Source organism: Ureibacillus massiliensis 4400831 = CIP 108448 = CCUG 49529 (assembly GCF_000772965.1).
Taxonomy (GTDB): domain Bacteria; phylum Bacillota; class Bacilli; order Bacillales_A; family Planococcaceae; genus Ureibacillus; species Ureibacillus massiliensis.
The window spans coordinates 110,977-136,715 of sequence record NZ_JPVQ01000003.1 but is presented as its reverse complement, the minus strand read 5'-3'; the positions used below and the strand labels follow the sequence as shown (position 1 = coordinate 136,715).

General features: G+C 38.1%; 24 protein-coding genes and 2 other annotated features. All 24 genes read right to left on the bottom strand.

What is annotated here, in order from left to right; translation table 11 throughout:
• Positions 1-12: 12 nt before the first annotated feature.
• The 24 genes from fusA to radA all read right to left on the bottom strand — a co-directional run bounded on the left by fusA (position 13) and on the right by radA (position 25,707).
• Positions 13-2,091, bottom strand: coding sequence for an elongation factor G (gene fusA / locus CD30_RS03315; RefSeq protein WP_036172422.1), 2,079 nt, complete (start codon positions 2,089-2,091; stop codon positions 13-15).
• A gap of 92 nt (positions 2,092-2,183) precedes the next feature.
• On the bottom strand, positions 2,184-2,654 hold the full coding sequence (gene rpsG, locus CD30_RS03310) for a 30S ribosomal protein S7 (RefSeq protein WP_036172420.1): 471 nt from the start codon (positions 2,652-2,654) through the stop codon (positions 2,184-2,186).
• Between the two features lie 44 nt (positions 2,655-2,698).
• Positions 2,699-3,118 carry a 30S ribosomal protein S12 gene (rpsL, locus tag CD30_RS03305; RefSeq protein ID WP_036172418.1) on the bottom strand — a complete coding sequence of 140 codons (420 nt, stop codon included), beginning with the start codon at positions 3,116-3,118 and terminating at the stop codon, positions 2,699-2,701.
• A 96-nt stretch (positions 3,119-3,214) separates the two neighbouring features.
• On the bottom strand, positions 3,215-3,466 hold the full coding sequence (locus CD30_RS03300) for a 50S ribosomal protein L7ae-like protein (protein ID WP_036172416.1): 252 nt from the start codon (positions 3,464-3,466) through the stop codon (positions 3,215-3,217).
• Between the two features lie 129 nt (positions 3,467-3,595).
• Entirely contained in the window at positions 3,596-7,285 is a 3,690-nt protein-coding gene (gene rpoC / locus CD30_RS03295; RefSeq protein WP_036172414.1) for a DNA-directed RNA polymerase subunit beta', read from the bottom strand.
• A 152-nt stretch (positions 7,286-7,437) separates the two neighbouring features.
• The gene (gene rpoB, locus CD30_RS03290; RefSeq protein ID WP_170933635.1) at positions 7,438-11,004 is read right to left on the bottom strand and encodes a DNA-directed RNA polymerase subunit beta; all 3,567 of its coding nucleotides are present in this window, start codon (positions 11,002-11,004) and stop codon (positions 7,438-7,440) included.
• Between the two features lie 243 nt (positions 11,005-11,247).
• Positions 11,248-11,850, bottom strand: coding sequence for a class I SAM-dependent methyltransferase (locus CD30_RS03285; protein ID WP_036172559.1), 603 nt, complete (start codon positions 11,848-11,850; stop codon positions 11,248-11,250).
• A gap of 128 nt (positions 11,851-11,978) precedes the next feature.
• A complete protein-coding gene (gene rplL, locus CD30_RS03280) occupies positions 11,979-12,341 on the bottom strand; it encodes a 50S ribosomal protein L7/L12 (RefSeq protein WP_036172408.1) in 363 nt (120 codons plus the stop codon).
• Between the two features lie 82 nt (positions 12,342-12,423).
• On the bottom strand, positions 12,424-12,927 hold the full coding sequence (gene rplJ, locus CD30_RS03275; protein WP_036172406.1) for a 50S ribosomal protein L10: 504 nt from the start codon (positions 12,925-12,927) through the stop codon (positions 12,424-12,426).
• Positions 12,928-12,957: 30 nt separating this feature from the next.
• Positions 12,958-13,100, bottom strand: a sequence feature (ribosomal protein L10 leader region).
• Between the two features lie 72 nt (positions 13,101-13,172).
• Positions 13,173-13,871, bottom strand: a complete 699-nt coding sequence (gene rplA / locus CD30_RS03270; RefSeq protein ID WP_036172404.1) for a 50S ribosomal protein L1 — start codon at positions 13,869-13,871, stop codon at positions 13,173-13,175.
• 123 nt (positions 13,872-13,994) lie between these two features.
• Positions 13,995-14,420, bottom strand: coding sequence for a 50S ribosomal protein L11 (rplK, locus tag CD30_RS03265; protein WP_036172402.1), 426 nt, complete (start codon positions 14,418-14,420; stop codon positions 13,995-13,997).
• Between the two features lie 194 nt (positions 14,421-14,614).
• Positions 14,615-15,151, bottom strand: a complete 537-nt coding sequence (nusG, locus tag CD30_RS03260) for a transcription termination/antitermination protein NusG (RefSeq protein WP_036172400.1) — start codon at positions 15,149-15,151, stop codon at positions 14,615-14,617.
• 156 nt (positions 15,152-15,307) lie between these two features.
• Complete coding sequence (gene secE / locus CD30_RS03255; RefSeq protein ID WP_036172398.1) at positions 15,308-15,493, bottom strand: preprotein translocase subunit SecE; 186 nt, start codon at positions 15,491-15,493, stop codon at positions 15,308-15,310.
• 82 nt (positions 15,494-15,575) lie between these two features.
• Positions 15,576-15,722: a 50S ribosomal protein L33 gene (rpmG, locus tag CD30_RS03250; RefSeq protein ID WP_036172396.1), complete on the bottom strand. Its 147-nt coding sequence runs from the start codon at positions 15,720-15,722 to the stop codon at positions 15,576-15,578.
• An 83-nt stretch (positions 15,723-15,805) separates the two neighbouring features.
• Positions 15,806-16,453: an RNA polymerase sporulation sigma factor SigH gene (sigH, locus tag CD30_RS03245; protein WP_036172394.1), complete on the bottom strand. Its 648-nt coding sequence runs from the start codon at positions 16,451-16,453 to the stop codon at positions 15,806-15,808.
• Between the two features lie 71 nt (positions 16,454-16,524).
• Positions 16,525-17,037: an NYN domain-containing protein gene (locus CD30_RS03240; protein ID WP_036172392.1), complete on the bottom strand. Its 513-nt coding sequence runs from the start codon at positions 17,035-17,037 to the stop codon at positions 16,525-16,527.
• 5 nt (positions 17,038-17,042) lie between these two features.
• Positions 17,043-17,798 carry a 23S rRNA (guanosine(2251)-2'-O)-methyltransferase RlmB gene (gene rlmB, locus CD30_RS03235; RefSeq protein WP_036172390.1) on the bottom strand — a complete coding sequence of 252 codons (756 nt, stop codon included), beginning with the start codon at positions 17,796-17,798 and terminating at the stop codon, positions 17,043-17,045.
• Entirely contained in the window at positions 17,795-18,214 is a 420-nt protein-coding gene (locus tag CD30_RS03230; protein ID WP_036172388.1) for a Mini-ribonuclease 3, read from the bottom strand. Before CD30_RS03230 ends, rlmB begins: the two co-directional genes overlap by 4 nt.
• Position 18,215: 1 nt before the next feature.
• Positions 18,216-19,619, bottom strand: coding sequence for a cysteine--tRNA ligase (gene cysS / locus CD30_RS03225; RefSeq protein ID WP_036172387.1), 1,404 nt, complete (start codon positions 19,617-19,619; stop codon positions 18,216-18,218).
• Between the two features lie 95 nt (positions 19,620-19,714).
• Positions 19,715-19,940, bottom strand: a binding site (T-box leader).
• 101 nt (positions 19,941-20,041) lie between these two features.
• Positions 20,042-21,502 (bottom strand): glutamate--tRNA ligase, encoded by a 1,461-nt coding sequence (gene gltX, locus CD30_RS03220; protein ID WP_036172385.1) that lies wholly within the window; start codon positions 21,500-21,502, stop codon positions 20,042-20,044.
• Positions 21,503-21,599: 97 nt separating this feature from the next.
• The gene (ispF, locus tag CD30_RS03215) at positions 21,600-22,076 is read right to left on the bottom strand and encodes a 2-C-methyl-D-erythritol 2,4-cyclodiphosphate synthase (RefSeq protein ID WP_036172557.1); all 477 of its coding nucleotides are present in this window, start codon (positions 22,074-22,076) and stop codon (positions 21,600-21,602) included.
• A 195-nt stretch (positions 22,077-22,271) separates the two neighbouring features.
• Positions 22,272-22,967: a 2-C-methyl-D-erythritol 4-phosphate cytidylyltransferase gene (gene ispD / locus CD30_RS03210; protein ID WP_036172383.1), complete on the bottom strand. Its 696-nt coding sequence runs from the start codon at positions 22,965-22,967 to the stop codon at positions 22,272-22,274.
• 36 nt (positions 22,968-23,003) lie between these two features.
• The gene (locus CD30_RS03205) at positions 23,004-24,104 is read right to left on the bottom strand and encodes a PIN/TRAM domain-containing protein (RefSeq protein ID WP_036172381.1); all 1,101 of its coding nucleotides are present in this window, start codon (positions 24,102-24,104) and stop codon (positions 23,004-23,006) included.
• 223 nt (positions 24,105-24,327) lie between these two features.
• Positions 24,328-25,707 (bottom strand): DNA repair protein RadA, encoded by a 1,380-nt coding sequence (gene radA, locus CD30_RS03200; protein WP_036172379.1) that lies wholly within the window; start codon positions 25,705-25,707, stop codon positions 24,328-24,330.
• Between the last annotated feature and the right edge of the window lie 32 nt (positions 25,708-25,739).

The following is a 25,739-nucleotide window of genomic DNA, read 5'->3' as shown; positions in this document are numbered from 1 at the left end:
ATGAAATTTCAATTATTCACCTTTATTTTTTTTGATGATTTCTTCAGCAATTGATTTCGGTACTTCTTCATAGTGATCGAATACCATTGAGAACACACCACGACCTTGTGTTGCAGAACGTAATGTTGTTGCATATCCGAACATTTCAGAAAGTGGAACCATTGCACGAACAACTTGTGCGTTACCGCGAGCTTCCATACCTTCTACACGTCCACGACGAGAAGTGATGTTACCCATGATATCACCAAGATATTCTTCTGGAATTACTACTTCTACTTTCATTACTGGTTCTAAAAGAACAGGGTTACATTTAGAAGCTGCAGCTTTTAGAGCCATAGAAGCAGCGATTTTGAATGCCATTTCGTTAGAGTCAACATCATGGTAAGACCCATCGTACAATTTCGCTTTGATGTCGATTAATGGGTAACCAGCAACTACACCGCGGTCAAGCGCGTCACGAAGACCTGCTTCAACAGCTGGAATGTATTCACGAGGTACAACCCCACCAACGATTGCATTTTCAAATTCGAATCCTTTACCTTCTTCGTTTGGAGAGAATTCAATCCAAACGTCACCGTATTGTCCACGACCACCAGATTGGCGTGTGAATTTACCTTGTACTTGAGCCGAACCACGGAATGTTTCGCGGTAAGAAACTTGTGGAGCACCCACGTTAGCTTCTACTTTGAATTCACGTTTCATACGGTCTACAAGGATATCAAGGTGAAGCTCACCCATACCAGAGATGATTGTTTGACCAGTTTCTTGGTCAGTATGAGCACGGAATGTTGGATCTTCTTCTTGAAGTTTTTGTAAAGCTTGACTCATTTTATCTTGGTCAGCTTTTGATTTTGGTTCTACAGATAAAGAGATAACTGGTTCTGGGAATTCCATAGACTCTAGGATAACAAGATTTTTCTCGTCACAAAGAGTGTCACCAGTAGTAGTATCTTTAAGACCAACAGCTGCAGCGATATCACCAGCGAATACTTTTGAAATTTCTTCACGAGAGTTCGCGTGCATTTGAAGGATACGACCTACACGTTCACGTTTACCTTTTGTAGAGTTTTGTACGTATGAACCTGAATCTAAGATACCAGAGTACACACGGAAGAATGTTAATTTACCAACATAAGGGTCAGTCATAACTTTGAATGCTAGTGCAGAGAATGGTTCTTCATCGCTAGAATGACGAACGATTTCTTCACCTGTGTCAGGATCTACACCTTTAATTGATTCTACGTCTGTCGGAGCAGGTAGATAGTCAATTACTGCATCAAGCATTAATTGAACACCTTTATTTTTAAACGCTGTACCACAAATAACTGGATAGAATTCTACTGATAAAGTTGCTTTACGGATACCAGCTTTTAGCTCTTCGATAGTGATTTCTTCACCAGCGAAGTATTTTTCCATAAGCTCTTCATCTAATTCGGCAACCGCTTCAATTAATTTTTCACGGTATTCTTCAGCTTGTGCTTTATATTCTTCAGGAATTTCACGTTCTTGGATATCAGTACCAAGGTCGTTACCATAGAAGATTGCTTTCATTTCAACTAAATCGATAATTGCTTCGAATTGATCTTCAGAACCGATTGGTAATTGAATTGGGTGAGCGTTTGCTTGTAAACGTTCGTGAAGAGTTTTCACTGAGTACAAGAAATCCGCACCGATTTTATCCATTTTGTTAACAAATACGATACGTGGAACACCATAAGTTGTAGCTTGACGCCATACAGTTTCAGTTTGTGGCTCAACACCAGATTGAGCATCAAGTACTGTTACTGCACCATCAAGTACACGCAATGAACGTTCAACCTCTACTGTGAAGTCTACGTGTCCTGGTGTGTCAATGATGTTTACTCGGTTACCTTTCCATTGAGCTGTTGTCGCAGCAGAAGTGATAGTGATACCACGTTCTTGTTCTTGCTCCATCCAGTCCATTTGAGAGGCACCTTCATGAGTTTCACCGATTTTGTGAATCTTACCAGTGTAATAAAGGATACGCTCAGTTGTTGTTGTTTTACCAGCATCAATGTGAGCCATGATCCCAATATTACGTGTATTCTCTAGTGAGAATTCGCGTTTCATAGGAAATTTTCTCCTTCCATATTGGGTATAGACATTTTTTTGACTATATATTTAAATCTACGTACTAGTTTATCACCAGCACGTAGTTTAAATTACCAACGATAGTGTGCAAATGCTTTGTTTGCTTCTGCCATTTTGTGCATATCTTCACGTTTTTTCACTGAAGCACCTGTGTTGTTAGATGCATCAAGGATTTCGTTAGCTAAACGCTCTTCCATAGTTTTTTCACCACGAAGACGAGAGTAGTTAACTAAATAACGAAGACCTAATGTAATACGACGTTCTGGACGAACTTCAACCGGTACTTGGTAGTTAGAACCACCAACACGACGAGCACGTACTTCAAGAACTGGCATTACGTTATTTAATGCAGCTTCGAATACTTCAATTGGATCATTACCAGAACGTTCTTTAACTAATTCGAACGCACCGTATAAAATCTTTTGAGAAGTACCTCTTTTACCATCAATCATCATTTTGTTGATTAAACGAGTTACTAGTTTTGAATTATAAATTGGATCTGGTAACACGTCACGTTTGGAAACAGGACCTTTACGAGGCATGTGTTTTCCTCCTTTCAAATAATTATCTATTTATTTAAGTCAAATTATTTTTTCTCTTTTGGACGTTTTGTACCATATAAAGAGCGTGATTGCATACGGCCATTTACACCAGCAGTATCAAGAGCACCACGAACGATATGATAACGTACCCCTGGTAAGTCTTTTACACGTCCACCGCGAATTAATACAACGCTGTGTTCTTGTAAGTTATGACCTTCACCAGGAATGTAAGCTGTAACTTCGATTTGGTTAGTTAAACGTACACGAGCGTATTTACGTAACGCTGAGTTAGGTTTTTTAGGTGTCATTGTACCAACACGAGTACAAACGCCACGTTTTTGTGGAGAGTTAACGTTTGTTAAAGATTTTTTGAAACTGTTATACCCTCTATTTAACGCAGGTGAATTTGATTTCGTGATTTTAGATTTACGAGGCTTACGTACCAATTGGTTAATTGTAGGCATCGGTTTTTCCTCCCTTCGTTTCATTCATGTAATACCACACATCCAGGTGGTTCATTTTTTGGGTAAAAAACAAGTCTTTGTGATTTAACACAAAAACTAATGCATTGCAATTGCAACAACTGCAGCACCCACTTGAATGCCGCAAGCTTTTCCAAGCTCTTTTTTCGACTCGACGAGATTCACTGGTATACCGACTTCTTTTGCAAGAAGGATTACTGGATCGGTTACTCGGGTTTCTGCATCAAGTGCAACGACAATCTCTTTAACTTGGCTAGCATTTATTGCTTTAATTGCTTGCTTTGTCCCTATGATTGTTTTACTAGCCTGCTTAACTTTTTCATAAGACATTTACATATCCTCCGAAGTACAGACAGTTAACTATCAACCTTAAGTATATTATCACTACACGATCAAACTGTCAATTATTTTTATAAAATTCCAAGGAGAGAATTTCTCCTTGGAATTCATTTTTATTAATTATTCAGCTGAAGTAAGTTCTTCTTGTGCATCTACTCGGTCATCTTTAATACGAATTTGACGGTAACGTTGCATACCTGTACCTGCTGGAACAAGCTTACCGATAATTACGTTTTCTTTTAGTCCAAGTAATTCATCACGTTTACCTTTGATTGCAGCATCTGTTAACACACGAGTTGTTTCTTGGAATGATGCAGCAGATAAGAATGATTCTGTTTCAAGAGATGCTTTAGTAATACCAAGAATAACAGGGCGACATGTAGCTGGTACTTTACCATTTGTAATGGCGTCTCTGTTTGCTTCAGTGAATTGGTGAATATCTAGTAACGATCCTGGTAACAATTCAGTATCTCCGGCTTCAATTACGCGAACTTTACGTAGCATTTGACGAACCATCACTTCGATGTGTTTGTCGCCAATTTCTACCCCTTGCATACGATATACTTTTTGTACTTCTTTTAGCAAGTATTCTTGAACTGTCGCAACATCTTTTACTTTTAATAATTGTTTTGGATCGATTGAACCTTCTGTCAAGATTTGACCTGGTCTGATCGTATCACCAATTTGAACTTTTAATCGAGCATTATAAGGCGCTTGATACTTACGAGTTTCAATTTCACCTTGAATTGTGAGCTCTTTTAAGCCTTCACGAATTTCATCGATTTCTGTAACAGTACCTGTAATTTCAGAAATTACTGCCTGCCCTTTTGGATTACGAGCTTCAAAAATCTCTTGGATACGTGGAAGACCTTGTGTAATATCGTTACCTGCAACCCCACCTGTATGGAATGTACGCATTGTTAATTGTGTACCTGGTTCACCGATAGATTGTGCAGCGATAATACCAACCGCTTCTCCAACTTCTACCTCTTCACCAGTTGCAAGGTTGATTCCGTAACATTTTTTACATACGCCATGTTTTGTATTACATGTGAATGCAGAACGTATTGTTACTTCTTCGATACCCGCATCGATAATTTCACGAGCTACATCTTGTGTAATCAATTGATCACGTTCTAAAATTACTTCGCCTGTTTCAGGATGACGAATTGTTTTCTTCGTATGACGTCCAACAATACGTTCATCTAAACCTTCGATAATTTCAGTACCTTCTTTTAAAGCACCAATTGTTAGTCCACGGTCAGTTCCACAGTCGTCTTCACGAACGATTACATCCTGTGCAACGTCTACAAGACGACGTGTTAAGTAACCTGAATCGGCAGTTTTTAATGCTGTATCGGCTAGACCTTTACGAGCACCGTGAGTAGAGATGAAGTACTCCAATACTGTTAAACCTTCACGGAATGAAGATTTGATTGGAAGTTCGATAATTCGACCAGCTGGGTTGGCCATTAAACCACGCATACCTGCAAGCTGAGTAAAGTTTGATGCGTTACCACGGGCACCAGAGTCACTCATCATGAAGATAGGGTTAGTGTTAGGTAAAGAGTCCATCAGTTTTGACTGAATTTCATCTTTAGCCGCTGACCAGCTTGAAATTACGCGATCATAGCGTTCTTCTTCCGTAATAAGACCACGACGGAATTGAACAGTTACTTTATCTACTTTTTTCTGAGCTTCTTCTAGAATTTCGCCTTTTTCAGGTAATACAACGATATCAGATACACCAACAGTAATACCTGCTTTAGTTGAATATTTAAATCCAAGGTCTTTCATTCGGTCAAGCATTTTAGATGTTTCTGTAATGTGGAAACGTTTAAACACTTCCGCAATGATACTACCTAAGAACTTTTTACGGAATGGGTGAATAATTGGTGCTTGCTCAAAGTATTTTTTCAATACTGCTTGACGTTTCGCATCAATTTTTTCTTGTTCAGAAAGTGCACTGTAGCCTTCGCTAGCTTCCACTTCTTTTAGTAACTCATCATCAATTCTTAAGTGAGTGAAATATTTTTCAGGCGTTTTTTGCTCTAAATTATAAGCTGTTGGTTCATTAATGTAAGGGAATGATTCAGGTAAAATTTCATTGAAAATAACCTTACCAACCGTTGTTAATAAGAACATTTCATTTTGCTCATCAGTAAATGTTTGGTTGTTTAATGAACTTGCTTTAATTGCGATACGAGTGTGTAAATGAACATTACCTGTTTGATATGCAATTAACACTTCATTAGGTCCATAGAATACAGAACCTTCACCACGAGCATTTTCACGCTCAAGTGTTAAATAGTAGTTACCTAATACCATATCTTGAGATGGTGTAACAACTGGCTTACCATCTTTTGGATTTAGGATGTTTTGTGCCGCTAACATAAGTAAACGAGCTTCCGCTTGAGCTTCCGCAGATAAAGGAACGTGTACCGCCATTTGGTCACCATCGAAGTCAGCGTTATATGCTGTACATACTAATGGGTGAAGACGAATTGCACGGCCTTCTACAAGTGTTGGTTCAAACGCTTGAATACCTAATCTATGCAATGTTGGTGCACGGTTAAGTAAAACTGGGTGTTCACGGATGACATCCTCAAGAACGTCCCAAACTTCGTTGTGCAAACGTTCGATTTTACGTTTCGCGCTCTTAATGTTATGAGCAAGGCCACGTTCAACAAGCTCTTTCATTACGAAAGGCTTGAATAATTCGATAGCCATTTCTTTTGGAAGTCCGCATTGGTACATTTTTAGGTTTGGACCTACTACGATAACCGAACGACCAGAATAGTCAACACGTTTACCTAGTAAGTTTTGACGGAAACGACCTTGTTTCCCTTTTAACATATGAGAAAGGGATTTTAACGGACGGTTACCAGGACCAGTTACAGGACGACCACGACGACCGTTATCGATTAGAGCGTCAACTGCCTCTTGTAGCATACGTTTTTCGTTTTGAACGATGATGCTAGGTGCACCAAGATCAAGAAGACGTTTTAAACGGTTATTACGGTTAATAACACGACGATATAAATCATTTAAGTCAGAAGTAGCAAAACGGCCACCATCTAATTGCACCATAGGACGAAGCTCTGGTGGAATTACTGGAAGTACATCTAAAATCATCCATTCCGGTTTGTTACCAGAGTTACGGAATGACTCGATTACTTCAAGGCGTTTGATCGCACGAGTACGACGTTGACCTTGAGCAGTTTTTAGTTCTTCTTTTAAGACTGCTGTTTCATCTTCTAAATCAATTTGTTGTAGAAGTTTTTTAATAGCTTCTGCACCCATTGCAGCTTCAAAACTATTACCGAACTTTTCACGATATGCACGGTACTCTTTTTCAGAAAGAAGTTGTTTCTTTTCTAAACTAGTGCCAGCAGGCTCGATTACAACATATGAAGCAAAGTAAATTACTTCTTCCAATGCACGTGGAGACATATCAAGGATAAGTCCCATACGGCTTGGAATACCTTTAAAATACCAAATATGAGATACAGGAGCAGCCAATTCAATGTGGCCCATACGTTCACGACGCACTTTAGCTCTTGTAACTTCAACACCACAACGATCACAAACTACACCTTTATAGCGTACACGTTTGTATTTACCGCAGTGACATTCCCAATCTTTTGTTGGTCCGAAAATACGTTCACAGAATAGACCGTCTTTTTCAGGTTTTAAAGTACGATAGTTGATTGTTTCAGGTTTTTTTACTTCACCATATGACCACGAACGGATTTTATCAGGTGATGCTAAACCAATTTTCATATATTCAAATTCATTAACGTCTATCAAGGAGCCTACCTCCCTTTAGTATAAGTCCTTTACCGACTCTTCCGAAGCTCGACATCAATTACAAAAGAGAACTCTTTTGTATAAATAAATTTGTTAAATTATAGCTTTTATTGTATCGGGTAAAGTTCAATTACCCGATACAATAACTATTATTATTCAAATGATTCTACAGTATCTTCTTCTTTTCCGTTTTCAGGCAAAATGTTTAAAGCATCCGCTGGTTGAAGTTCATCCTCATCATCTAAATCACGAAGTTCAACTTCTTCATCGTTTACAGTTAACATTTTCACATCTAAACCTAAAGATTGAAGTTCTTTAATTAATACTTTGAATGATTCAGGTACACCTGGTTCTGGTACACTTTCACCTTTAACGATTGCTTCATAAGTTTTAACACGTCCAACAACATCGTCGGATTTGATTGTTAAAATTTCTTGAAGTGTGTAAGCAGCACCATAGGCTTCAAGTGCCCAAACCTCCATCTCACCGAAACGTTGACCACCAAATTGAGCTTTACCGCCAAGTGGTTGTTGTGTAACAAGTGAGTATGGTCCAGTGGAACGAGCGTGTAGTTTGTCATCAACCATGTGAGCAAGTTTAATCATATACATGATACCTACAGATACACGGTTATCGAATGGCTCACCAGAACGACCATCATAAAGGATCGTTTTACCGTCACGGTTCATACCAGCTTCTTCCATTGTTTCCCAAACATCTTCTTCATTTGCTCCATCAAATACTGGTGTAGCCATATGAAGACCTAAGTAACGAGCAGCCATACCTAAGTGAAGCTCTAAAACTTGTCCGATGTTCATACGAGATGGTACCCCAAGTGGATTTAACATGATATCAACCGGTGTTCCGTCTGGCATGAATGGCATATCTTCTTCAGGTAAAATACGAGAAATTACCCCTTTGTTACCATGACGTCCGGCCATTTTGTCCCCAACGCGGATTTTACGTTTTTGAACAATATAAACACGAACTAATTGGTTAACACCTGGTGGTAGTTCATCACCATCTTCACGATTGAAGACTTTTACATCAAGAACGATACCGCCTGCACCATGTGGTACACGTAAAGAAGTATCACGAACTTCACGAGCTTTTTCACCAAAGATTGCATGTAATAAGCGTTCTTCAGCAGTTAACTCAGTTACCCCTTTTGGAGTTACTTTACCTACAAGAATATCACCGTCGCGAACTTCAGCGCCTATACGAATAATTCCACGATCATCTAAGTTGCGAAGAGCATCTTCACCAACGTTAGGAATATCACGTGTGATTTCCTCAGGTCCTAGTTTAGTATCGCGTGATTCTGATTCATATTCTTCAATATGAACAGATGTATAAACATCATCACGTACAAGGCGTTCATTCATAATAACGGCATCTTCATAGTTGAAACCTTCCCATGTCATGAAGGCTACTAGCACATTACGACCTAATGCAAGTTCACCTTGTTCCATAGAAGGACCATCAGCTAAAATATCTTTCGGTTTAACACGATCGCCAACTTTTACAATCGGGCGTTGGTTAATAGACGTACCATGGTTTGAACGAGTGAATTTTTGTAGTTTGTATTTTACTAATTCACCTTTAACCTCTTTACCGTCAATTTCTTCAACTCGACGTACATGAATTGAACGAGCTTCAACATGTTCAACAATACCGTGATATTTATTAACTACTGCAGCTCCTGAATCACGAGCATTCACGTGTTCCATACCAGTTCCAACGAATGGTGCTTCTGGGTTTAATAACGGAACTGCTTGACGTTGCATGTTCGCACCCATTAATGCACGGTTTGAGTCATCGTTTTCTAAGAATGGAATACATGCTGTCGCAGCAGATACTACTTGTTTTGGAGATACGTCCATGTAGTCAACACGATCTCTTTTGAAGACTGTGTTATCCCCACGGAAACGACCTAAAACTTCCTCGTTTGCAAATGAACCATCAGGATTTAATGGTGAGTTTGCTTGTGCAACGATATAGTTATCTTCTTCATCAGCTGTTAAATAATCAATATGCTCCGTTACTCGACCTGTTTCAGGATCAACACGACGATATGGCGTTTCAATAAAACCAAATTTATTTACTTTTGCATATGATGAAAGTGAGTTAATTAAACCGATGTTTGGACCCTCAGGTGTTTCAATCGGACACATACGACCATAGTGCGAATAGTGAACGTCACGAACTTCCATACCAGCTCGCTCACGTGTTAAACCACCTGGCCCTAATGCAGATAGACGACGTTTATGTGTCAATTCAGCTAGAGGGTTTGTTTGGTCCATGAATTGCGATAATTGAGAACTACCAAAGAATTCTTTAATTGAAGCAATTACTGGACGAATATTGATTAATTGTTGTGGAACGATTGATGCCGTATCGTTAATTGACATACGTTCACGTACAACACGTTCCATACGAGACAATCCAATACGGAATTGATTTTGTAGTAATTCGCCTACTGAACGTAAACGACGGTTACCTAAATGGTCAATATCATCAGTGTTTCCAACACCGTGTAATAGATTAAAGAAGTATGACATTGAAGCGATAATATCTGCCGGAGTTAAGTTCTTCACTTCTTCTTCAATATAGGCGTTAGAAATAATATTGATTTCTTTTTGCGCTTCATCGTTTGGAGCGAAAATTTTAATTGACTGAACAGTTACATCTTCTTCTAATACACCACCAACCTGTGATAATGTACGGAAGCCAATGCCTTTTTCTAAATAAGGGATTAATCGATCTAGATTACGACGATCAAGAACTGTTCCTTTTTCAGCTAAAATTTCTCCTGTTTCAGGATCAACAAGCGTTTCAGCAATCGTTTGGTTAAATAAACGATTTTTAATGTGTAGCTTTTTATTCATTTTATAACGTCCAACATTCGCTAAATCATAGCGTTTAGCATCGAAGAAACGTGAATATAGTAAGCTTTTTGCGCTTTCTACTGTCGGCGGTTCTCCTGGACGAAGGCGTTCATAAATTTCTAATAATGCTTTTTCTGTACTGTCCGTATTATCTTTTTCTAGGGTATTACGTAAATACTCGTTATCCCCTAAAATATCAATAATTTCTTGGTCAGAACCGAAGCCTAAAGCTCGAAGTAATACTGTTGCCGGAAGCTTACGAGTACGATCAATACGAACATAAACGATATCTTTCGCATCAGTTTCATATTCTAACCATGCACCGCGGTTTGGAATTACTGTAGCGCCAAACCCTTTTTTACCGTTTTTATCCGTTTTGTCATGGAAATAAACGCTTGGTGAGCGAACTAATTGTGAAACGATAACGCGTTCGGCACCATTGATTACAAAAGTACCTACTTCCGTCATTAATGGGAAATCACCCATAAAGACATCTTGCTCTTTTACTTCATCTGTTTCTTTGTTATGAAGACGCACCTTTACGCGCAATGGCGCAGCATAAGTAACGTCACGTTCTTTACATTCATCGACATCATATTTAGGTTCACCTAAAGTGTAATCGATGAATTCAAGTGATAGATTGCCTGTAAAATCTTCGATTGGCGAAATGTCACGGAACATTTCACGCAATCCTTCTTCAAGGAACCACTCATAAGATGCTGTTTGAATTTCGATTAAATTCGGAAGCTCCAGCACCTCTTTAATACGCGCAAAGCTTCTACGCTGGCGGTGTTGTCCGTACTGAACTAGTTGACCTGTCAACTTATTCACCCCTCATTAAAGCGATAATAGGTCTTTGCAAAATCATCCAAATAGTGTATGATTTCGAAAGACAAAAAGAAAACGAGTCTTTTCTTAGATCTCATTTTCGGTTAAACTAAACTTATTCATGGGAAGTATAACCATCAAATTCTGGTTACATACAAAAGGGCATACTCCCACAAAATAATATTTTTGCATTTTATTATGTTATCACAGGCGATTTGTCAAGTCAATATTTTATACATATCTTCCTTATTTTTTCGCCTTTATAATCCAGTACCCTTTTTTCTTCTCCACTACTTCAACTTCGGTAAATTTTTCTTCTAAATGAGCAACTGTTGATGGTGCTCCTTGTTTCTTTTGAATGACAACCCACAATTCACCGTTTGATACTAGTTTTTCATAAGCGCCATCGTAAAAGCGGAATATCGTTTCTTTTCCGGCTCTTATTGGCGGATTGGTTAATATTGCGGCCGCGTTGACGTCTTCTTCAACAGCTGATACGCCATCACTTTCAAAAATACGTACATTTTGAATCCCGTTAGTTTGAGCGTTTTTTTGCGCAAGTGCAATCGCCCTTTCGTTGACGTCCATCATGTAAATTGTTCGTTCGGGATGTTCTTTTGCAATTGCCAGCCCTATCGGACCATAACCGCATCCAATATCCATCACGACTCCATCTACTTCTGGCAGTACAAAAGATTCTATTAAAGTACGGGATCCAAAATCTACTTCGCTTTTACTGAATACACCAGCATCCGTTTCAAATCGAAACTCGTGCCCAAGTAAATTAAAGGTCCAATGACGTGGCTTACTTTCTGTTTGAGGCTTTTTCGAATAATAATGTTCAGACATAGACATTTATACGCCTCCTTAGGAGAAATGAAGAAAGCTCGCCGATTAGGACGAGCTTTTTAGCAATTGCAAAAGTCATTAATAGACCTTTGCAATCACTTTTAAATACCTTCGTTATGAAAGTGAAATTATTTAACTTCTACAGAAGCGCCAACTTCTTCGATTTTAGCTTTGATATCTTCAGCTTCTTCTTTAGAAACGCCTTCTTTTAATGGTTTTGGAGCGTTGTCAACTAATTCTTTAGCTTCTTTTAAGCCAAGACCAGTGATTTCACGTACCACTTTGATAACTTTGATTTTTTGGTCACCAGCGCTAGCTAGTACTACATCAAATTCAGTTTTTTCTTCAGCAGCAGCAGCACCTGCGCCACCTACTACTGCTACAGGAGCAGCAGCTGTTACACCAAATTCTTCTTCAATTGCTTTTACTAAATCGTTTAATTCAAGAACTGTCATCTCTTTGATAGCTTCTAAGATTTGCTCTTTGCTCATTATTATTTCCTCCTATTGGATATATGATTGTTTTTAGGCCATTTGCCTTGTGTTAGATTGTAACTTTAAGCACTTATTTGAATTAAGCGCCTTGTTCTTCTTTTTGATCTGCAACTGCTTTTGTTGCAAGCGCGAAGTTGCGCATTGGAGCTTGAAGTACTGATAAAAGCATAGAAAGTAGACCTTCGCGTGATGGAAGTTCTGCAAGTGCTTTAACATCTTCAGCTGAAGATATAGAACCTTCGATAATACCAGCTTTAATTTCAAGAGCTTCGTTTTTCTTAGCGAATTCGTTGATAATTTTAGCTGGAGCTACTACGTCTTCTTTCGAGAACGCGATAGCATTTGGTCCAGTTAATGCTTCGTTAATACCTTCTAAACCAGCGATTTCTGCTGCACGACGAGCTAAAGTATTTTTGAACACTTTGAACTCAACACCAGCTTCGCGAAGTTGTTTACGAAGTTCAGTAACTTGAGCAACAGTTAGACCACGGTAGTCAACTACTACTACTGAAGAAGCAGATTGAAACTTCTCAGCGATTTCTTGTACTACTACTTGTTTTGATTCGATTGCTGTACTGCTCATTTTGACACCTCCTATTAGAATGTCATTTATACCGACAAAAGAAAAGCCTCTATGCCGTACAGACATAGAGGCAGAAAGTCATCATCTAAAAAGAATCTGATTTCCGATGTCCTCGGTAGGATCATTAAGTGTCTAAGCACCCCTACTGTCTACGGTACAAATGGATGATTCACAACAGCATCCATCTTACCAAAGAAGCGGATGGTTGTCAACTATATTCTCGTGGAATTAGTTAAACAAATATATTATTTAACAACTACACTAGTAGAATCAATTTTCACTGATGGTCCCATAGTTGTAGTTACGTTTACAGATTTCATGTAAGTACCTTTAGCTGCTGCAGGTTTTGCTTTTTGAACTACGTCAAATACAGCTAAGAAGTTTTCAACTAATTTTTCAGTTTCGAATGAAACTTTACCGATAGGAGCGTGAATAATACCAGCTTTATCAGCACGGTATTCAACTTTACCAGCTTTAATTTCGTTGATAGCTTTAGTTACGTCAAAAGTAACTGTACCAGTTTTAGGGTTTGGCATTAAACCTTTAGGTCCTAATACACGACCAAGTTTACCAACTTCACCCATCATGTCTGGAGTTGCAACGATTACGTCGAACTCAAACCAACCTTGTTGGATTTTGTTGATGTATTCAGCATCGCCTACATAGTCAGCACCCGCTGCTTCTGCTTCTTTAAGTTTTTCACCTTTAGCGAATACTAATACACGTTGAGTTTTACCAGTTCCGTTTGGTAGTACTACAGCACCACGGATTTGTTGGTCATTTTTACGAGTATCTATACCAAGTTTGAAAGCTACTTCAACTGTTGCGTCAAAGTTAACTGTGCTTGTTTTTTGAGCTAAAGCGATTGCTTCTTCAGCTGCATATAATTTCGAACGGTCAACTAATTTCACTGCATCTTGCAGTCTTTTACCTTTTTTTGCCATTTTATATTTTCCTCCTTGATTGTGGTTGTAGCGGATAATCCTCCCACGAATAGAGGTTGCGAGTTCCAAAGAACCTAACGCAACCTCATTTACAAAAGCCTTCATCATCAAGTGTTTCGGGAATTAGTCTTCAATAACAATACCCATGCTTCGTGCTGTACCTTCAACCATTTTCATAGCCGCTTCTACAGATGCAGCATTTAGGTCAGGCATTTTTTGTTCAGCGATTTCGCGAACTTTATCACGTTTAACCGTTGCAACTTTTTTACGGTTTGGTTCACCAGATCCAGATTGGATACCTGCTGCTACTTTAAGTAATACTGCCGCAGGTGGCGTTTTTGTAATAAAAGTGAAAGAACGGTCTTCAAACACTGTAATTTCAACTGGAATAATTAAACCAGCTTGATCAGCTGTACGTGCGTTGAACTCCTTACAGAATCCCATGATATTAACACCTGCTTGACCTAGTGCAGGACCAACCGGTGGCGCTGGGTTTGCTTTACCAGCAGGGATTTGAAGTTTTACGATTTTAATAACTTTTTTAGCCACGAGACACACCTCCTTAAGTCCGTGATGTGGTAATTGGGTTTCCCCTCCCACTCAATATCTGTTTGTCAGCAATTTGCCGATAACATTACTATTCATGCAAACTATCCTTTGGACAGTCTGACCTATGAAATGATATCACTTTTAAAACATATTAGCAAGTAAAATATTTGAATAGTTTACTCCCCAATTTATACCTATATTTTTTGTATTTGCTCGAAATCTAATTCCATTTTTGTTTCACGGCCGAACATGTCAATAGTAACTTTTACTTTACCTTTGTCCGCATCAACCTCTTCAACTTTCCCTTGGAAGTGAGCAAATGGTCCATCTAAAACCTCAACAAGTTCACCAACAGTTATATCAATTTCACCAACCGTTTTCTTCGTCATGCCCATTTGACGAAGTAGTCGATCTGCTTCTTCAGGCAATAACGGTGTTGGTTTTGCTCCACCACCTGAAGAACCGATAAAGCCAGTGACACCAGGCGTATTACGAACTACATACCAAGATTCATCAGTTAAGATCATTTCCACTAACACATAGCCCGGAAATACTTTGCGCATTACTGTACGTTTTTTACCGTCTTTTAAATCTGTCTCTTCATGTTCAGGAACGATTACACGAAAGATATTATCTTGCATGCCCATTGTTTCAACACGTTTTTCTAAATTTGCCTTCACTCGATTTTCATAACCCGAATAAGTATGAACTACATACCACTTTTTCTCCATAATTAGCAGGACTAAGCGTCCGTTCCTCCTTTACATATACGAAATACGTATATCGATACAATTTTTTAAATACAGTCTCTTTAATATTATAAAACAAATGAAAAAAACCCGTTAATCTTTGTGACGGGCTATTTCAAAATATTCATATTAACATCATTATAACGCAAAGTACCAACGAACTAAACTCGAAATTCCTAAGTCAACTAGCATGAAGAATATTGCAAAAAATATTACAGTTGAAATAACGACTACTGTATATTTCGTAAGCTCTTTACTTTTTGGCCAGCTAGTTTTTCTCATTTCTGACATTACATCATGGAAAAATTGTTTTATCTTGCCCATTACAGCTTAACCTCCGAACAAATCGTCTATTCTATGTGTTTACTATTTCAACTATTCACTCTCAATAATTGAATATAATTTATCATTTCGTTTGTTTGTGTAAAGTATGCTCATTACAATGAGCACAAAACTTCTTTAGTTCAAGACGTTTTGTTGAATCCTCTTTATCTGGGAACGAATAATTTCTCGATCCACATTTTTCACAACTCAATACGACTTTTTTCGCCATATATAATCACTCTTTTTTTGCGCAGGATGTCCTATAAAGACTATCATCTAAAGAACTTCGTGTCAACATTCTGTAAAATCAAACTAATTACTTTGATCAATTTCTAAATGTCGTTCAAGCTTTCTTTTAACTCGTTGGAGTGCGTTATCAATAGATTTAACATGACGATTCAATTCTTCAGATATCTCGTTATAGGATTGTCCATCTAAGTATAATGCTAAAACCTGTTGTTCTAACTCACTTAGTATTTCGCCAATTTTTTCTTCTAGATGCGAATACTCTTCACGGTGAATCATTAAATGTTCTGGGTCTTCAGATTCTGTAGATGTAATAACATCTAATAAAGTTCTATCAGACTCTTCATCATAAATTGGTTTATCAAGAGAAACATAGGAATTTAATGGGATGTGCTTTTGTCTCGTCGCTGTCTTTATGGCCGTGATGATTTGGCGGGTGATACAGAGTTCAGCAAATGCCCGAAATGACGAAAGCTTGTCTCCCTTAAAATCTCGTATCGCTTTATATAAACCTATCATTCCTTCTTGAATTATATCTTCCTTATCTGCACCAATTAAAAAATAGGAACGTGCCTTCGCTTTCACAAACAATCGATATTTTGTTATTAAATAATCTAACGCATCGGTACTACCTTGATGTACTAATTCAATCAGTTGTTCATCAGTATGATCCTCAAATCGCTGTAACACTTGTGTTTGATTACTTTTTAGCAACGGCCTCACCCCAAACGCAGGAATCGTTTTTAGAATCAGTATAACGGAATTGGAAAATATCGGTCAATGAGTTATTTCAAACCTCGTCTCCATTTCTCAAATTCTATTGCTATTTCCTTTGGTAAAGAAATTCTACTTGCTGGCTTCTCTACTTGCTTTGTTTTTACTTCTGATGAGATTTGGGACTGTATAATTTGCATCTCAATTTCTAGTTCTCTTGCAGATTTTCTGAGAGCACCTTGACCAAAAATCACATTTTGTTCTGTCATATCAGAGGTAGCAACATAAATTTGTATTTTACGACCTTTTAATTCATTTGTTAGTTTCTCAATTCTTTCATCGGCAGTTTCATTTTTTCTTGTATAGATTACTTCAACCGAATTTTGTATATATGTTTGTTCAATGCCAGGTACCAAGTGGGCGTCAAAGACAACAATTACTCTCCAGCCCATTGCTGCTTTGTATTCTGCCATAAGATCGAGCAATCGGTTTCGTGCCTCTTCAAAACTTTTATCACGGAGCGGACGTAATTCTTTCCAAGCGCCAATTATATTGTAACCATCAACTAACAAAATGTTTTGCATAGATATTACTTATCCAATCGTTCTTGTCTTTTACGAAATACTTCGTACATTAACAAGCTTGCTGCTACCGAAGCATTTAAAGATGTAACATGACCGATCATTGGCAAATGGTATAAAAAATCACATTTTTCTTTAAGTAATCTACTCATTCCGCGCCCTTCACTGCCGATAATAATGGCTAGGGGTAAAGTGGCATCCATCTTACGATAATCAACTGATCCTTTTGCATCTGTTCCCGCTATCCAAACACCTCTGTCTTTTAGCTCATCTACCGTTTGAGCTAAATTCGTCACTCTCACAACTGGAACGTGCTCAATGGCACCTGTGGATGCCTTGGCAACAACCGCTGTTAATCCTACTGCTCTTCTTTTTGGAATAATTATACCATGAACACCTATTGCATCTGCAGTTCGCATAATAGATCCTAAATTATGAGGATCTTCTAGCTCATCTAAAATTAAAAAGAATGGGTCTTCGTTTTTAGCTTTTGCAGCTTCAAATAAATCATCTAATTCCGCATAGTTATAAGCTGCAACAGAGGCAACAATGCCTTGATGGTTAGCATCTGTTAATTGGTCCACCTTTTTTTTAGGTACAAATTGGACAAGTACGCCGCGCTCTCTCGCTAAATCGAGAACTTCATTAATCCCGGTTTTCTTAACGCCTTCTGCAATCCACAATTTATTAATTTCTCGGCCTGAACGAAGAGCCTCTAAGACAGGGTTTTTTCCAGCTATCATTTCATTATTTTGTTCAGTCATGTTGATGCCCCTTTCGATTGCTCGACAATTTCGATTGCGTATTCAATCACATGATTCACGCGCTCCATCTGCTTTGTTAAAAATAAATAACCCAATACCGCTTCAAATCCCGAACTATTTCGATACGTTTGGACGTCTGTATTTTTTGGTACAGATCCTGATTTTGCATTTCTTCCTCTTTTAAAAACGGTTAATTCTTCTTCTGTTAAATACTTTTCATCAATTAATCGGTGGACAACCATTGATTGGGCTTTTGCCGAAACATAATGAGTAGCCTCTTTATGCAAATGATTCGGTTTTGCTCGTCCAATCATAAGGAGATGTTCTCGAACTTTTTGTTCAAGAACGGCATCTCCCATATAAGCTAGTGCTAACGCATTTAGTTGCTTGACATCTTCTATTCGCAATTGCGACATATTAGAGACCTCGTTTCCAACGTGTTCCTTGACGAGTGTCTTCTAGGACGATGTTCATTTCTAGAAGCTTATCACGTATTTCATCTGATTTAGCGAAATCGCGATTTTTTCTCGCCATATTACGCTCTTCAATTAATGCTTCAATCTCCTCATCTAACAATTCGTTTTCTGCATTAAACTGAACACCTAACACACCACCAAGCTGATCAAAGGTTTCTGTGAAGGCCTTTAACACTCGTTCCTCTGTATTTTTTTCATTTAAATACGTGTTCGCAATTCGTGCTAATTCAAACAATGCAGAAATAGCGTTTGCTGTATTAAAGTCATCATCCATTGCTTCTTCAAATTGGCCCTTTACTTTTGCAACTTTTTCTAACCACTCGTCACCATTTTCCGATAAGTCCGTTGTCGCAGTTAGTCTATGTTGAACATTTGAATAAGCAGTGCGTAATCGTTCTAACCCAGCCTTAGCAGATTCTACTAAGTCTTGTGCAAAGTTAATTGGGTGACGATAATGCACGGATAACATAAAGAATCGTAATACTTGCGGATCTAGTTGCTGACGGATGTCATGTACTAATACGAAATTACCAAGGGATTTTGACATTTTTTCATTATCAATATTAATATACCCATTATGCATCCAATATTTTGCGAAGGTCTTTCCTGTATAGCTTTCCGATTGCGCAATCTCATTTTCGTGGTGAGGGAATGTTAAGTCTTGACCACCTGCATGAATATCAATTGTATCTCCTAAATGCTCTCTTGCCATGACAGAACATTCAATATGCCAGCCAGGACGTCCTTCTCCCCAAGGGCTTTCCCATTTAATTTCACCAGGCTTCGCTGCTTTCCATAGTGCGAAATCTAATGGATCTTCTTTCTTTTCACCAGCTTCAATTCTTGCACCTACTTTTAAATCATCGATGGATTGATGGCTTAATTTCCCGTATCCCTCGAATTTACGAGTACGATAATATACATCACCTTGGGATTCATAGGCATATCCTTTATCAACTAACACTTTAATAAAATCGATAATATCGTCCATGTGATTCGTTACACGAGGATGGACATCTGCTTTTTTACAGCCAAGCGCTGTAATATCTTCAAAATACGCATGAATAAAGCGCTCTGTTAATTCGAATACTTCTTCTCCTAATTCGTTGGCAGCTTTAATAATTTTGTCATCTACATCAGTAAAATTTGATACATATTTTACATCGTAGCCTTTGTATTGGAAGTAGCGTCTAACTGTGTCATAAACGATGACAGGTCTTGCATTCCCTATATGAATGTAGTTATATACTGTTGGACCACATACATACATTTTTACTTTTCCTTCTTCAAGCGGAACGAATGGCTCCTTCTGTCTTGTCAAAGAGTTGAATATTTGGATAGTCATTTAAACTTTCTCTCCTTTTTTAACGTATAATCCATAATGAAAGGTTCACATAATTAGCGGTAAAAAATAAAACGCCTCTATCATTTTTTTAAAATGACAGAGACGCCTATACACAAATTGCGCGGTTCCACTCTGATTGAAAGCAGTATATGCCTTCCTCTCATAAGTCCAATAACGAGAACTACCCGACCTGCCTACTAATGCTTCGGCAAAGTGCTCAAAGGTGCATTTCTGTAAAATAGAGGTTTAGGTCACTTTCAGCCGATGATGACCCTCTCTTTGAAACATATTTTACGTACTTCTCCTTCTCAACGCTTTTAACAATTTCACATGCTTTTTATATTAACGAAATAGACTTTCAAAATCATTTGAACATTTTTGTAAGTTCATTTTACAACATGGTCATTAAAAGTCAATTAATTCTAATTTGCAAACTTTGAAACGCGTTCAATTGCTTTTTCTTTTCCGATTAAAGCAATAGCGTCCGCTAATTCGGGACCATGCATTTGCCCCGTAGTCACCACGCGAATCGGCATAAATAGGTTTTTCCCTTTATGTCCAGTTTCCTTTTGAACAGCTTTAATGGCCGCTTTAATAGATGGTGCATCAAAGCTTTCAAGCGCTGTAAGTTGAGCTTTAAAAGAAGCCATTACTTCAGGAACTTGTTCACCCGCAAGAACTTCTTTTGATTCCTCATCATATTCAATCTCATCTTTAAAGAATAGGCTTGATAATTCAACGATTTCCGCACCAAAGCTCATTTGATTATGATACAAAGCAATAAGACCTGTTGCCCAAGCTTGTTGTTCTGGAGAAAGCTCTTCTGGAAGCAAGCCAGCCTTTTGTAAATGTGGTAAAGATAGTTCAACTACTTCTTCTAGCGACAATTTTTTAATGTATTGATTGTTCATCCATGTTAGTTTATTTTTATCAAACATAGAAGGTGACTTCGAAAGACGCTTTTCATCAAACATTTCGATAAATTGTTCTTTCGTGAATATTTCTTCTTCCCCTTCTGGAGACCAGCCTAACAGCGCAAAGAAATTAAACATCGCTTCTGGTAAGTAACCAAGGTCTTTATATTGAGAAACAAATTGAATGATCGATTCATCACGTTTAGATAATTTTTTGTGATTTTCATTTACAATTAATGTCATATGACCGTACTGTGGATACTCCCAGCCAAAAGCATCAAAGATCATCATTTGTTTTGGTGTGTTTGATAAATGCTCTTCCCCACGGAATACATGTGTAATATCCATAAAGTGATCGTCTAATACTACAGCATAGTTGTAAGTTGGGATGCCATTTGCTTTTACCAGAACCCAGTCACCGATGTCTTTTGATTCGAAGGTTACATCTCCACGCACTAAATCAGTGAAACGATAAGTTGTGTTTTCAGGTACACGAATACGAATTGTATAAGGAATTCCTGCAGCTTCTTTTTCAGCGACCTGCTCTGCTGTTAAATGACGGCATTTTCCATCGTAAGTAGGAGCTGCTACGCCTTTTGCTTTTTGTGCCTCACGAGATGCTTCTAGTTCTTCTGTTGTACAGAAGCATTTATACGCAACCCCACGCTCTAACATCTCTTCCGCATGTTTTTTATAAATATCTAAACGTTCCATTTGTCTATAAGGTGCATATGGACCGCCAATATCAATTGATTCATCTGGAATAATACCTAACCAACGTAAGTTATCTAGTTGAGATGCTTCTCCTCCCTCAACATTACGCTCAATATCAGTATCCTCAATACGAACGATAAATTTACCGTTGTGATGTTTTGCAAATAAATAGTTAAATAACGCCGTGCGCGCACCGCCAATGTGTAAAAAACCTGTTGGACTTGGTGCATAACGAACGCGAACTTCCTTCGTCATAATTATGTGCCTCCTAATTCGTAAATAACTTTGCTAATTTTACCACTGTGATGTCGTAAATGAAAGGGAGTGTCATTACTGCTCTTTTGAATTCTTATTATTTTTTTATTAAAAGAATAGTTGCCATTGCTGCAATTCCTTCTTCTCGTCCAGTAAATCCTAGCTTTTCAGTTGTTGTCGCTTTAACATTTACTTGTGAAGGATCGGCCTTTAACAACTGGGCAATGCTATTTCGCATTTCTTCAATGTAAGGTGCTAATTTAGGACGCTGAGCCATAATCGTGCAATCTACATTACCAAGAATATACCCTTTTTCCTCAACAATTTTCCAAATATGCTCTAATAACTTTGCACTGTCTGCATCTTTAAAGGCTGGATCTGTATCTGGAAAATGATGCCCAATATCCCCCTCACCAATTGCACCAAGAGCCGCGTCGGTTACAGTATGTAATAACACATCCGCATCAGAATGCCCTAGTAACCCACGATCATGAGGAATTGTAATACCGCCTAAAATTAGCGGACGTCCTTCTGCAAATGCATGTACATCGAATCCTTGTCCTACTCGAAACATATTTTGTAGCTGCTTATTATATAGACCTCCAAAGCCATTTGAACTGTCTATTTTTAATGCAGCTTTCACCATCCTTTTTTAAATTTACCAATTCATATATTAACATATTTCCCATTATGATGGATTGTAACATCCTATCTTGTGACTGAAAAATAAAAATCTCGTCCCCTTTAAATTAGACGAGATTTTTACCTTTTAACCTATTTGAGTTTCCCTACGTTTTTTAAGTATTGCCTCACCTAGCATTAAGTCTTCTTTTGTGGTCATTTTTATATTGTCGTAAGAACTTTCCACGATATGCACTTTATGACCTAAACGTTCTATTAACATTGCTTCATCCGTGCCTAAAAATCCTTCTTTTTCAGCATGATCTTCAGCTTGTGCTAGTAACGAAAAGCGAAATGCCTGTGGTGTTTGTATCATCCATAAAGTGTCGCGATCTACCGTTTCAACAATCACATTGTTTATTACTTTTTTCATCGTATCCTTCGCTCGCACTCCCGCAATGGCAGCACCTTTTTCTTGTGCCGTTAAAGCTAGCTTTTGAATAATTGGTAAAGTAATAAAAGGTCTTGCTGCATCGTGCACTAAAACAATCTCCACCTGGTCCATATTTTTGATACACGCATGAACAGAATGTTGTCGCTCTAGTCCACCATCTGGTAAACCCTTCACCTTTGTTATTCCAAAACGATTAAGAAGCTGTTCAATATAGCCTCGCTCCTCAGGTTTGACAGCTAGCCATATCCCTGTACAATTTTCATCCTGTTGGAATACCTCTAACGTATGAATCAAAATTGGCTTTTCCTCAAGCAATAAAAATAATTTATTTTGACCTGCACCCATTCTTTTTCCACTGCCGGCAGCAGGTAAAACGACTTCATAATTCACAGTACCACTTCCTACTCTATCAAACACAACGATCAATTAAGCTACTTGTTCATCTTTAGGTTTAGCAAATATCATCCTACCTGCTGAAGTTTGCAATACGCTTGTGACTGTTACTGTAATGGATTGACCAATATAGCTACGGCCACCCTCAACAACAATCATCGTACCGTCATCTAAATATGCTACGCCTTGGTTATGTTCCTTACCATCTTTAATCACAACGACTTGCATATCCTCACCAGGAATGACAACCGGTTTTACCGCATTGGCAAGATCATTAATATTTAACACTGGAACATGATGCAGATCACAAACTTTATTCAAATTGAAATCATTGGTAAGAATTTGTGCGCCCATTTTTTTAGCAAGGCGAACTAATTTTAAATCCACTTCATGGATATCCTCGAAATCTTCTTCTGAAATAATGACGTTTGTAGCACGTTCATCCTGAAGCTTTTTCAGCATATCCAAGCCTCTACGGCCGCGCGTTCTTTTTAATGTATCTGATGAATCGGCAATATGTTGTAGTTCCGTTAAAACAAACTGTGGTACAACTAATACACCCTCGATAAATCCTGTAGAGGAAATATCAGCAATTCGTCCATCTATAATTACGCTTGTATCTAACAGCTTATACAATGCTTTATAATCGGCACTTCCAAGTATATTACCTGGTTCGCCGCTTTTTTTCTTTGAGTTCGGCCCTGATTTTGTAAACATTTGAATGAGCTCATCCCGTTTGTTAAATCCAACTCGGAAACCTAAATAACCTAGAATAATGGATAATAATATCGGTAAAAAATTATTAATAATCGGTAGGTTAATACGCTCAATTGCAAACCCGATTAGATAAGCAACAATTAGACCAACAATTAGACCTAAAGTTCCGAAAAATAAATCAGCTGCTGGAATTTTAAACAAGACTTCTTCCATCCACTGAATCAATTTGACACAGTAATCTGATAATGCAAAGGATAAAACAAATAATAAAAGTGCTCCTATTGCTACCGATACATAGGGGTTGTTAAGCCAAGGATTAGTAGATAAATTTATAAATTCGTATAATGGCGGTAAAAAAACAAAGCCTAACGCCCCACCGATAAATAGGAATGCAATTTGAATAATACGTTTTAACATCACTATTCACCTCCCTTTACTGAGTTTAATTATACATAGTTTATATTTAGTTTGCGAACAACGGGTACCCTTGAATTTACAATTCAGTTAAAATACAGCTTAAGTCACAACCAATTTTAAACGGGTTTCCCTCTTTTTCATCATTTACTATATTTTTACCCAAAAGTAAAACTAAAAATGCCCATACAAACATTTCATTGTATAGGCATGTTAATTATTTTTCCTATAAATCATTAAAGCATGCTCTTAAAGAATCATTGATTGTCTCAACACCGATTACTTGTATTCCTTCAGGATAATCCCAACCACCTAAGTTTGAAGCTGGGATAAACGCTCTTTTAAATCCTAGACGAGCTGCCTCTTGCACTCTTTGCTCAATTCTAGATACACGTCTAACTTCACCAGTTAATCCTACTTCTCCTACAAAACAATCTGTCGGTTTCACGGACTGTTCCTTGTAGCTAGATACAATCGAGGTAAGAACGGCTAGGTCAATTGCCGGCTCATCTAATTTAACCCCACCCGCTACTTTAATATATGCATCTTGGGCCTGTAAAAGCATTCCCATTCTTTTTTCTAACACAGCCATTAATAATTGCACTCGATTTTGATCTACGCCTGTTGCCATTCGCTTCGGATAATTAAAGCTCGTCGGTGTTACGAGCGATTGGATTTCAACAAGGATTGGTCTTGTACCTTCCATCGAAGCGACAATAGTCGATCCAGGAGCACCATGAGACCGCTCTTGTAAAAATAATTCAGAAGGATTACTTACCTCTTTTAATCCGTGGTGAACCATTTCAAAAATAGCAATTTCATTTGTTGAACCAAAACGATTTTTTTGACTTCTTAATATTCTATAGGTATGGTGACGTTCCCCTTCAAAGTACAATACTGTATCAACCATGTGCTCTAACAATCTTGGTCCTGCGATTTGCCCTTCCTTCGTTACGTGTCCAACAAGGAAAATCGCGATTCCTTTTGTTTTTGCAATTCGCATTAATTCTGCTGTACATTCCCGTACTTGAGAAATACTCCCCGGAGCACTAGTTACCTCAGGGTGATGAATGGTTTGAATGGAATCGACGACGACAAATTTCGGTGATACCTGTTCAATCGTTTGATGAATTAATTCCAAATTTGTTTCGGAATAAATATATAACTCCTTAGAGGTAACACCTAATCTCTCTGCTCTAAGTTTTGTTTGACGCATGGATTCCTCTCCAGATATGTACAAAACCCGATGATTCTTACTTGATAAAAGAGCAGATACCTGCATTAGTAATGTTGATTTCCCTATACCTGGGTCTCCTCCGATTAACACAAGTGATCCAGGAACGATTCCTCCACCTAGTACACGATTAAGCTCATTCATTTCTGTATGTACGCGAGGCTCCTCTACTGTTTCTACAGAGACGATAGGAGTCGCTTTTTGAATTACCGTATCAACGGAATGCTGAAATGCCCCTCGTGGACCTTTTGATACTACTTCAACTTCTTCAACCATCGTATTCCAATCACCACATCCAGGACATCTCCCTAACCACTTTGGCGATTCGTATCCACATGAATTACAACAAAACTTTACTTTCTTTTTTGCCATATGCCCTCCTAATTTTGTTGCTAGTTGCTACA

Excerpts from the sequence above, each read along its gene's own strand:
- CD30_RS03240 (WP_036172392.1), bottom strand. The coding sequence starts at position 17,037 with ATGCAAAACATTTTGTTAGTTGATGGTTACAATATAATTGGCGCTTGG.
- rpmG (WP_036172396.1), bottom strand. The coding sequence starts at position 15,722 with ATGGCGAAAAAAGTCGTATTGAGTTGTGAAAAATGTGGATCGAGAAAT.
- fusA (WP_036172422.1), bottom strand. The coding sequence starts at position 2,091 with ATGAAACGCGAATTCTCACTAGAGAATACACGTAATATTGGGATCATG.
- radA (WP_036172379.1), bottom strand. The coding sequence starts at position 25,707 with ATGGCAAAAAAGAAAGTAAAGTTTTGTTGTAATTCATGTGGATACGAA.
- nusG (WP_036172400.1), bottom strand. The coding sequence starts at position 15,151 with ATGGAGAAAAAGTGGTATGTAGTTCATACTTATTCGGGTTATGAAAAT.
- ispF (WP_036172557.1), bottom strand. The coding sequence starts at position 22,076 with ATGTTTCGAGTAGGACAAGGATTCGATGTACATGCATTTGCAGAAGGA.
- rpsG (WP_036172420.1), bottom strand. The coding sequence starts at position 2,654 with ATGCCTCGTAAAGGTCCTGTTTCCAAACGTGACGTGTTACCAGATCCA.
- rplA (WP_036172404.1), bottom strand. The coding sequence starts at position 13,871 with ATGGCAAAAAAAGGTAAAAGACTGCAAGATGCAGTGAAATTAGTTGAC.
- CD30_RS03205 (WP_036172381.1), bottom strand. The coding sequence starts at position 24,104 with ATGTTAAAACGTATTATTCAAATTGCATTCCTATTTATCGGTGGGGCG.
- gltX (WP_036172385.1), bottom strand. The coding sequence starts at position 21,502 with ATGACGAAGGAAGTTCGCGTTCGTTATGCACCAAGTCCAACAGGTTTT.
- CD30_RS03285 (WP_036172559.1), bottom strand. The coding sequence starts at position 11,850 with ATGTCTGAACATTATTATTCGAAAAAGCCTCAAACAGAAAGTAAGCCA.
- CD30_RS03230 (WP_036172388.1), bottom strand. The coding sequence starts at position 18,214 with ATGTCGCAATTGCGAATAGAAGATGTCAAGCAACTAAATGCGTTAGCA.
- rlmB (WP_036172390.1), bottom strand. The coding sequence starts at position 17,798 with ATGACTGAACAAAATAATGAAATGATAGCTGGAAAAAACCCTGTCTTA.
- rplL (WP_036172408.1), bottom strand. The coding sequence starts at position 12,341 with ATGAGCAAAGAGCAAATCTTAGAAGCTATCAAAGAGATGACAGTTCTT.
- secE (WP_036172398.1), bottom strand. The coding sequence starts at position 15,493 with ATGGGCAAGATAAAACAATTTTTCCATGATGTAATGTCAGAAATGAGA.
- CD30_RS03300 (WP_036172416.1), bottom strand. The coding sequence starts at position 3,466 with ATGTCTTATGAAAAAGTTAAGCAGGCTAGTAAAACAATCATAGGGACA.
- cysS (WP_036172387.1), bottom strand. The coding sequence starts at position 19,619 with ATGACTATCCAAATATTCAACTCTTTGACAAGACAGAAGGAGCCATTC.
- rpsL (WP_036172418.1), bottom strand. The coding sequence starts at position 3,118 with ATGCCTACAATTAACCAATTGGTACGTAAGCCTCGTAAATCTAAAATC.
- rplJ (WP_036172406.1), bottom strand. The coding sequence starts at position 12,927 with ATGAGCAGTACAGCAATCGAATCAAAACAAGTAGTAGTACAAGAAATC.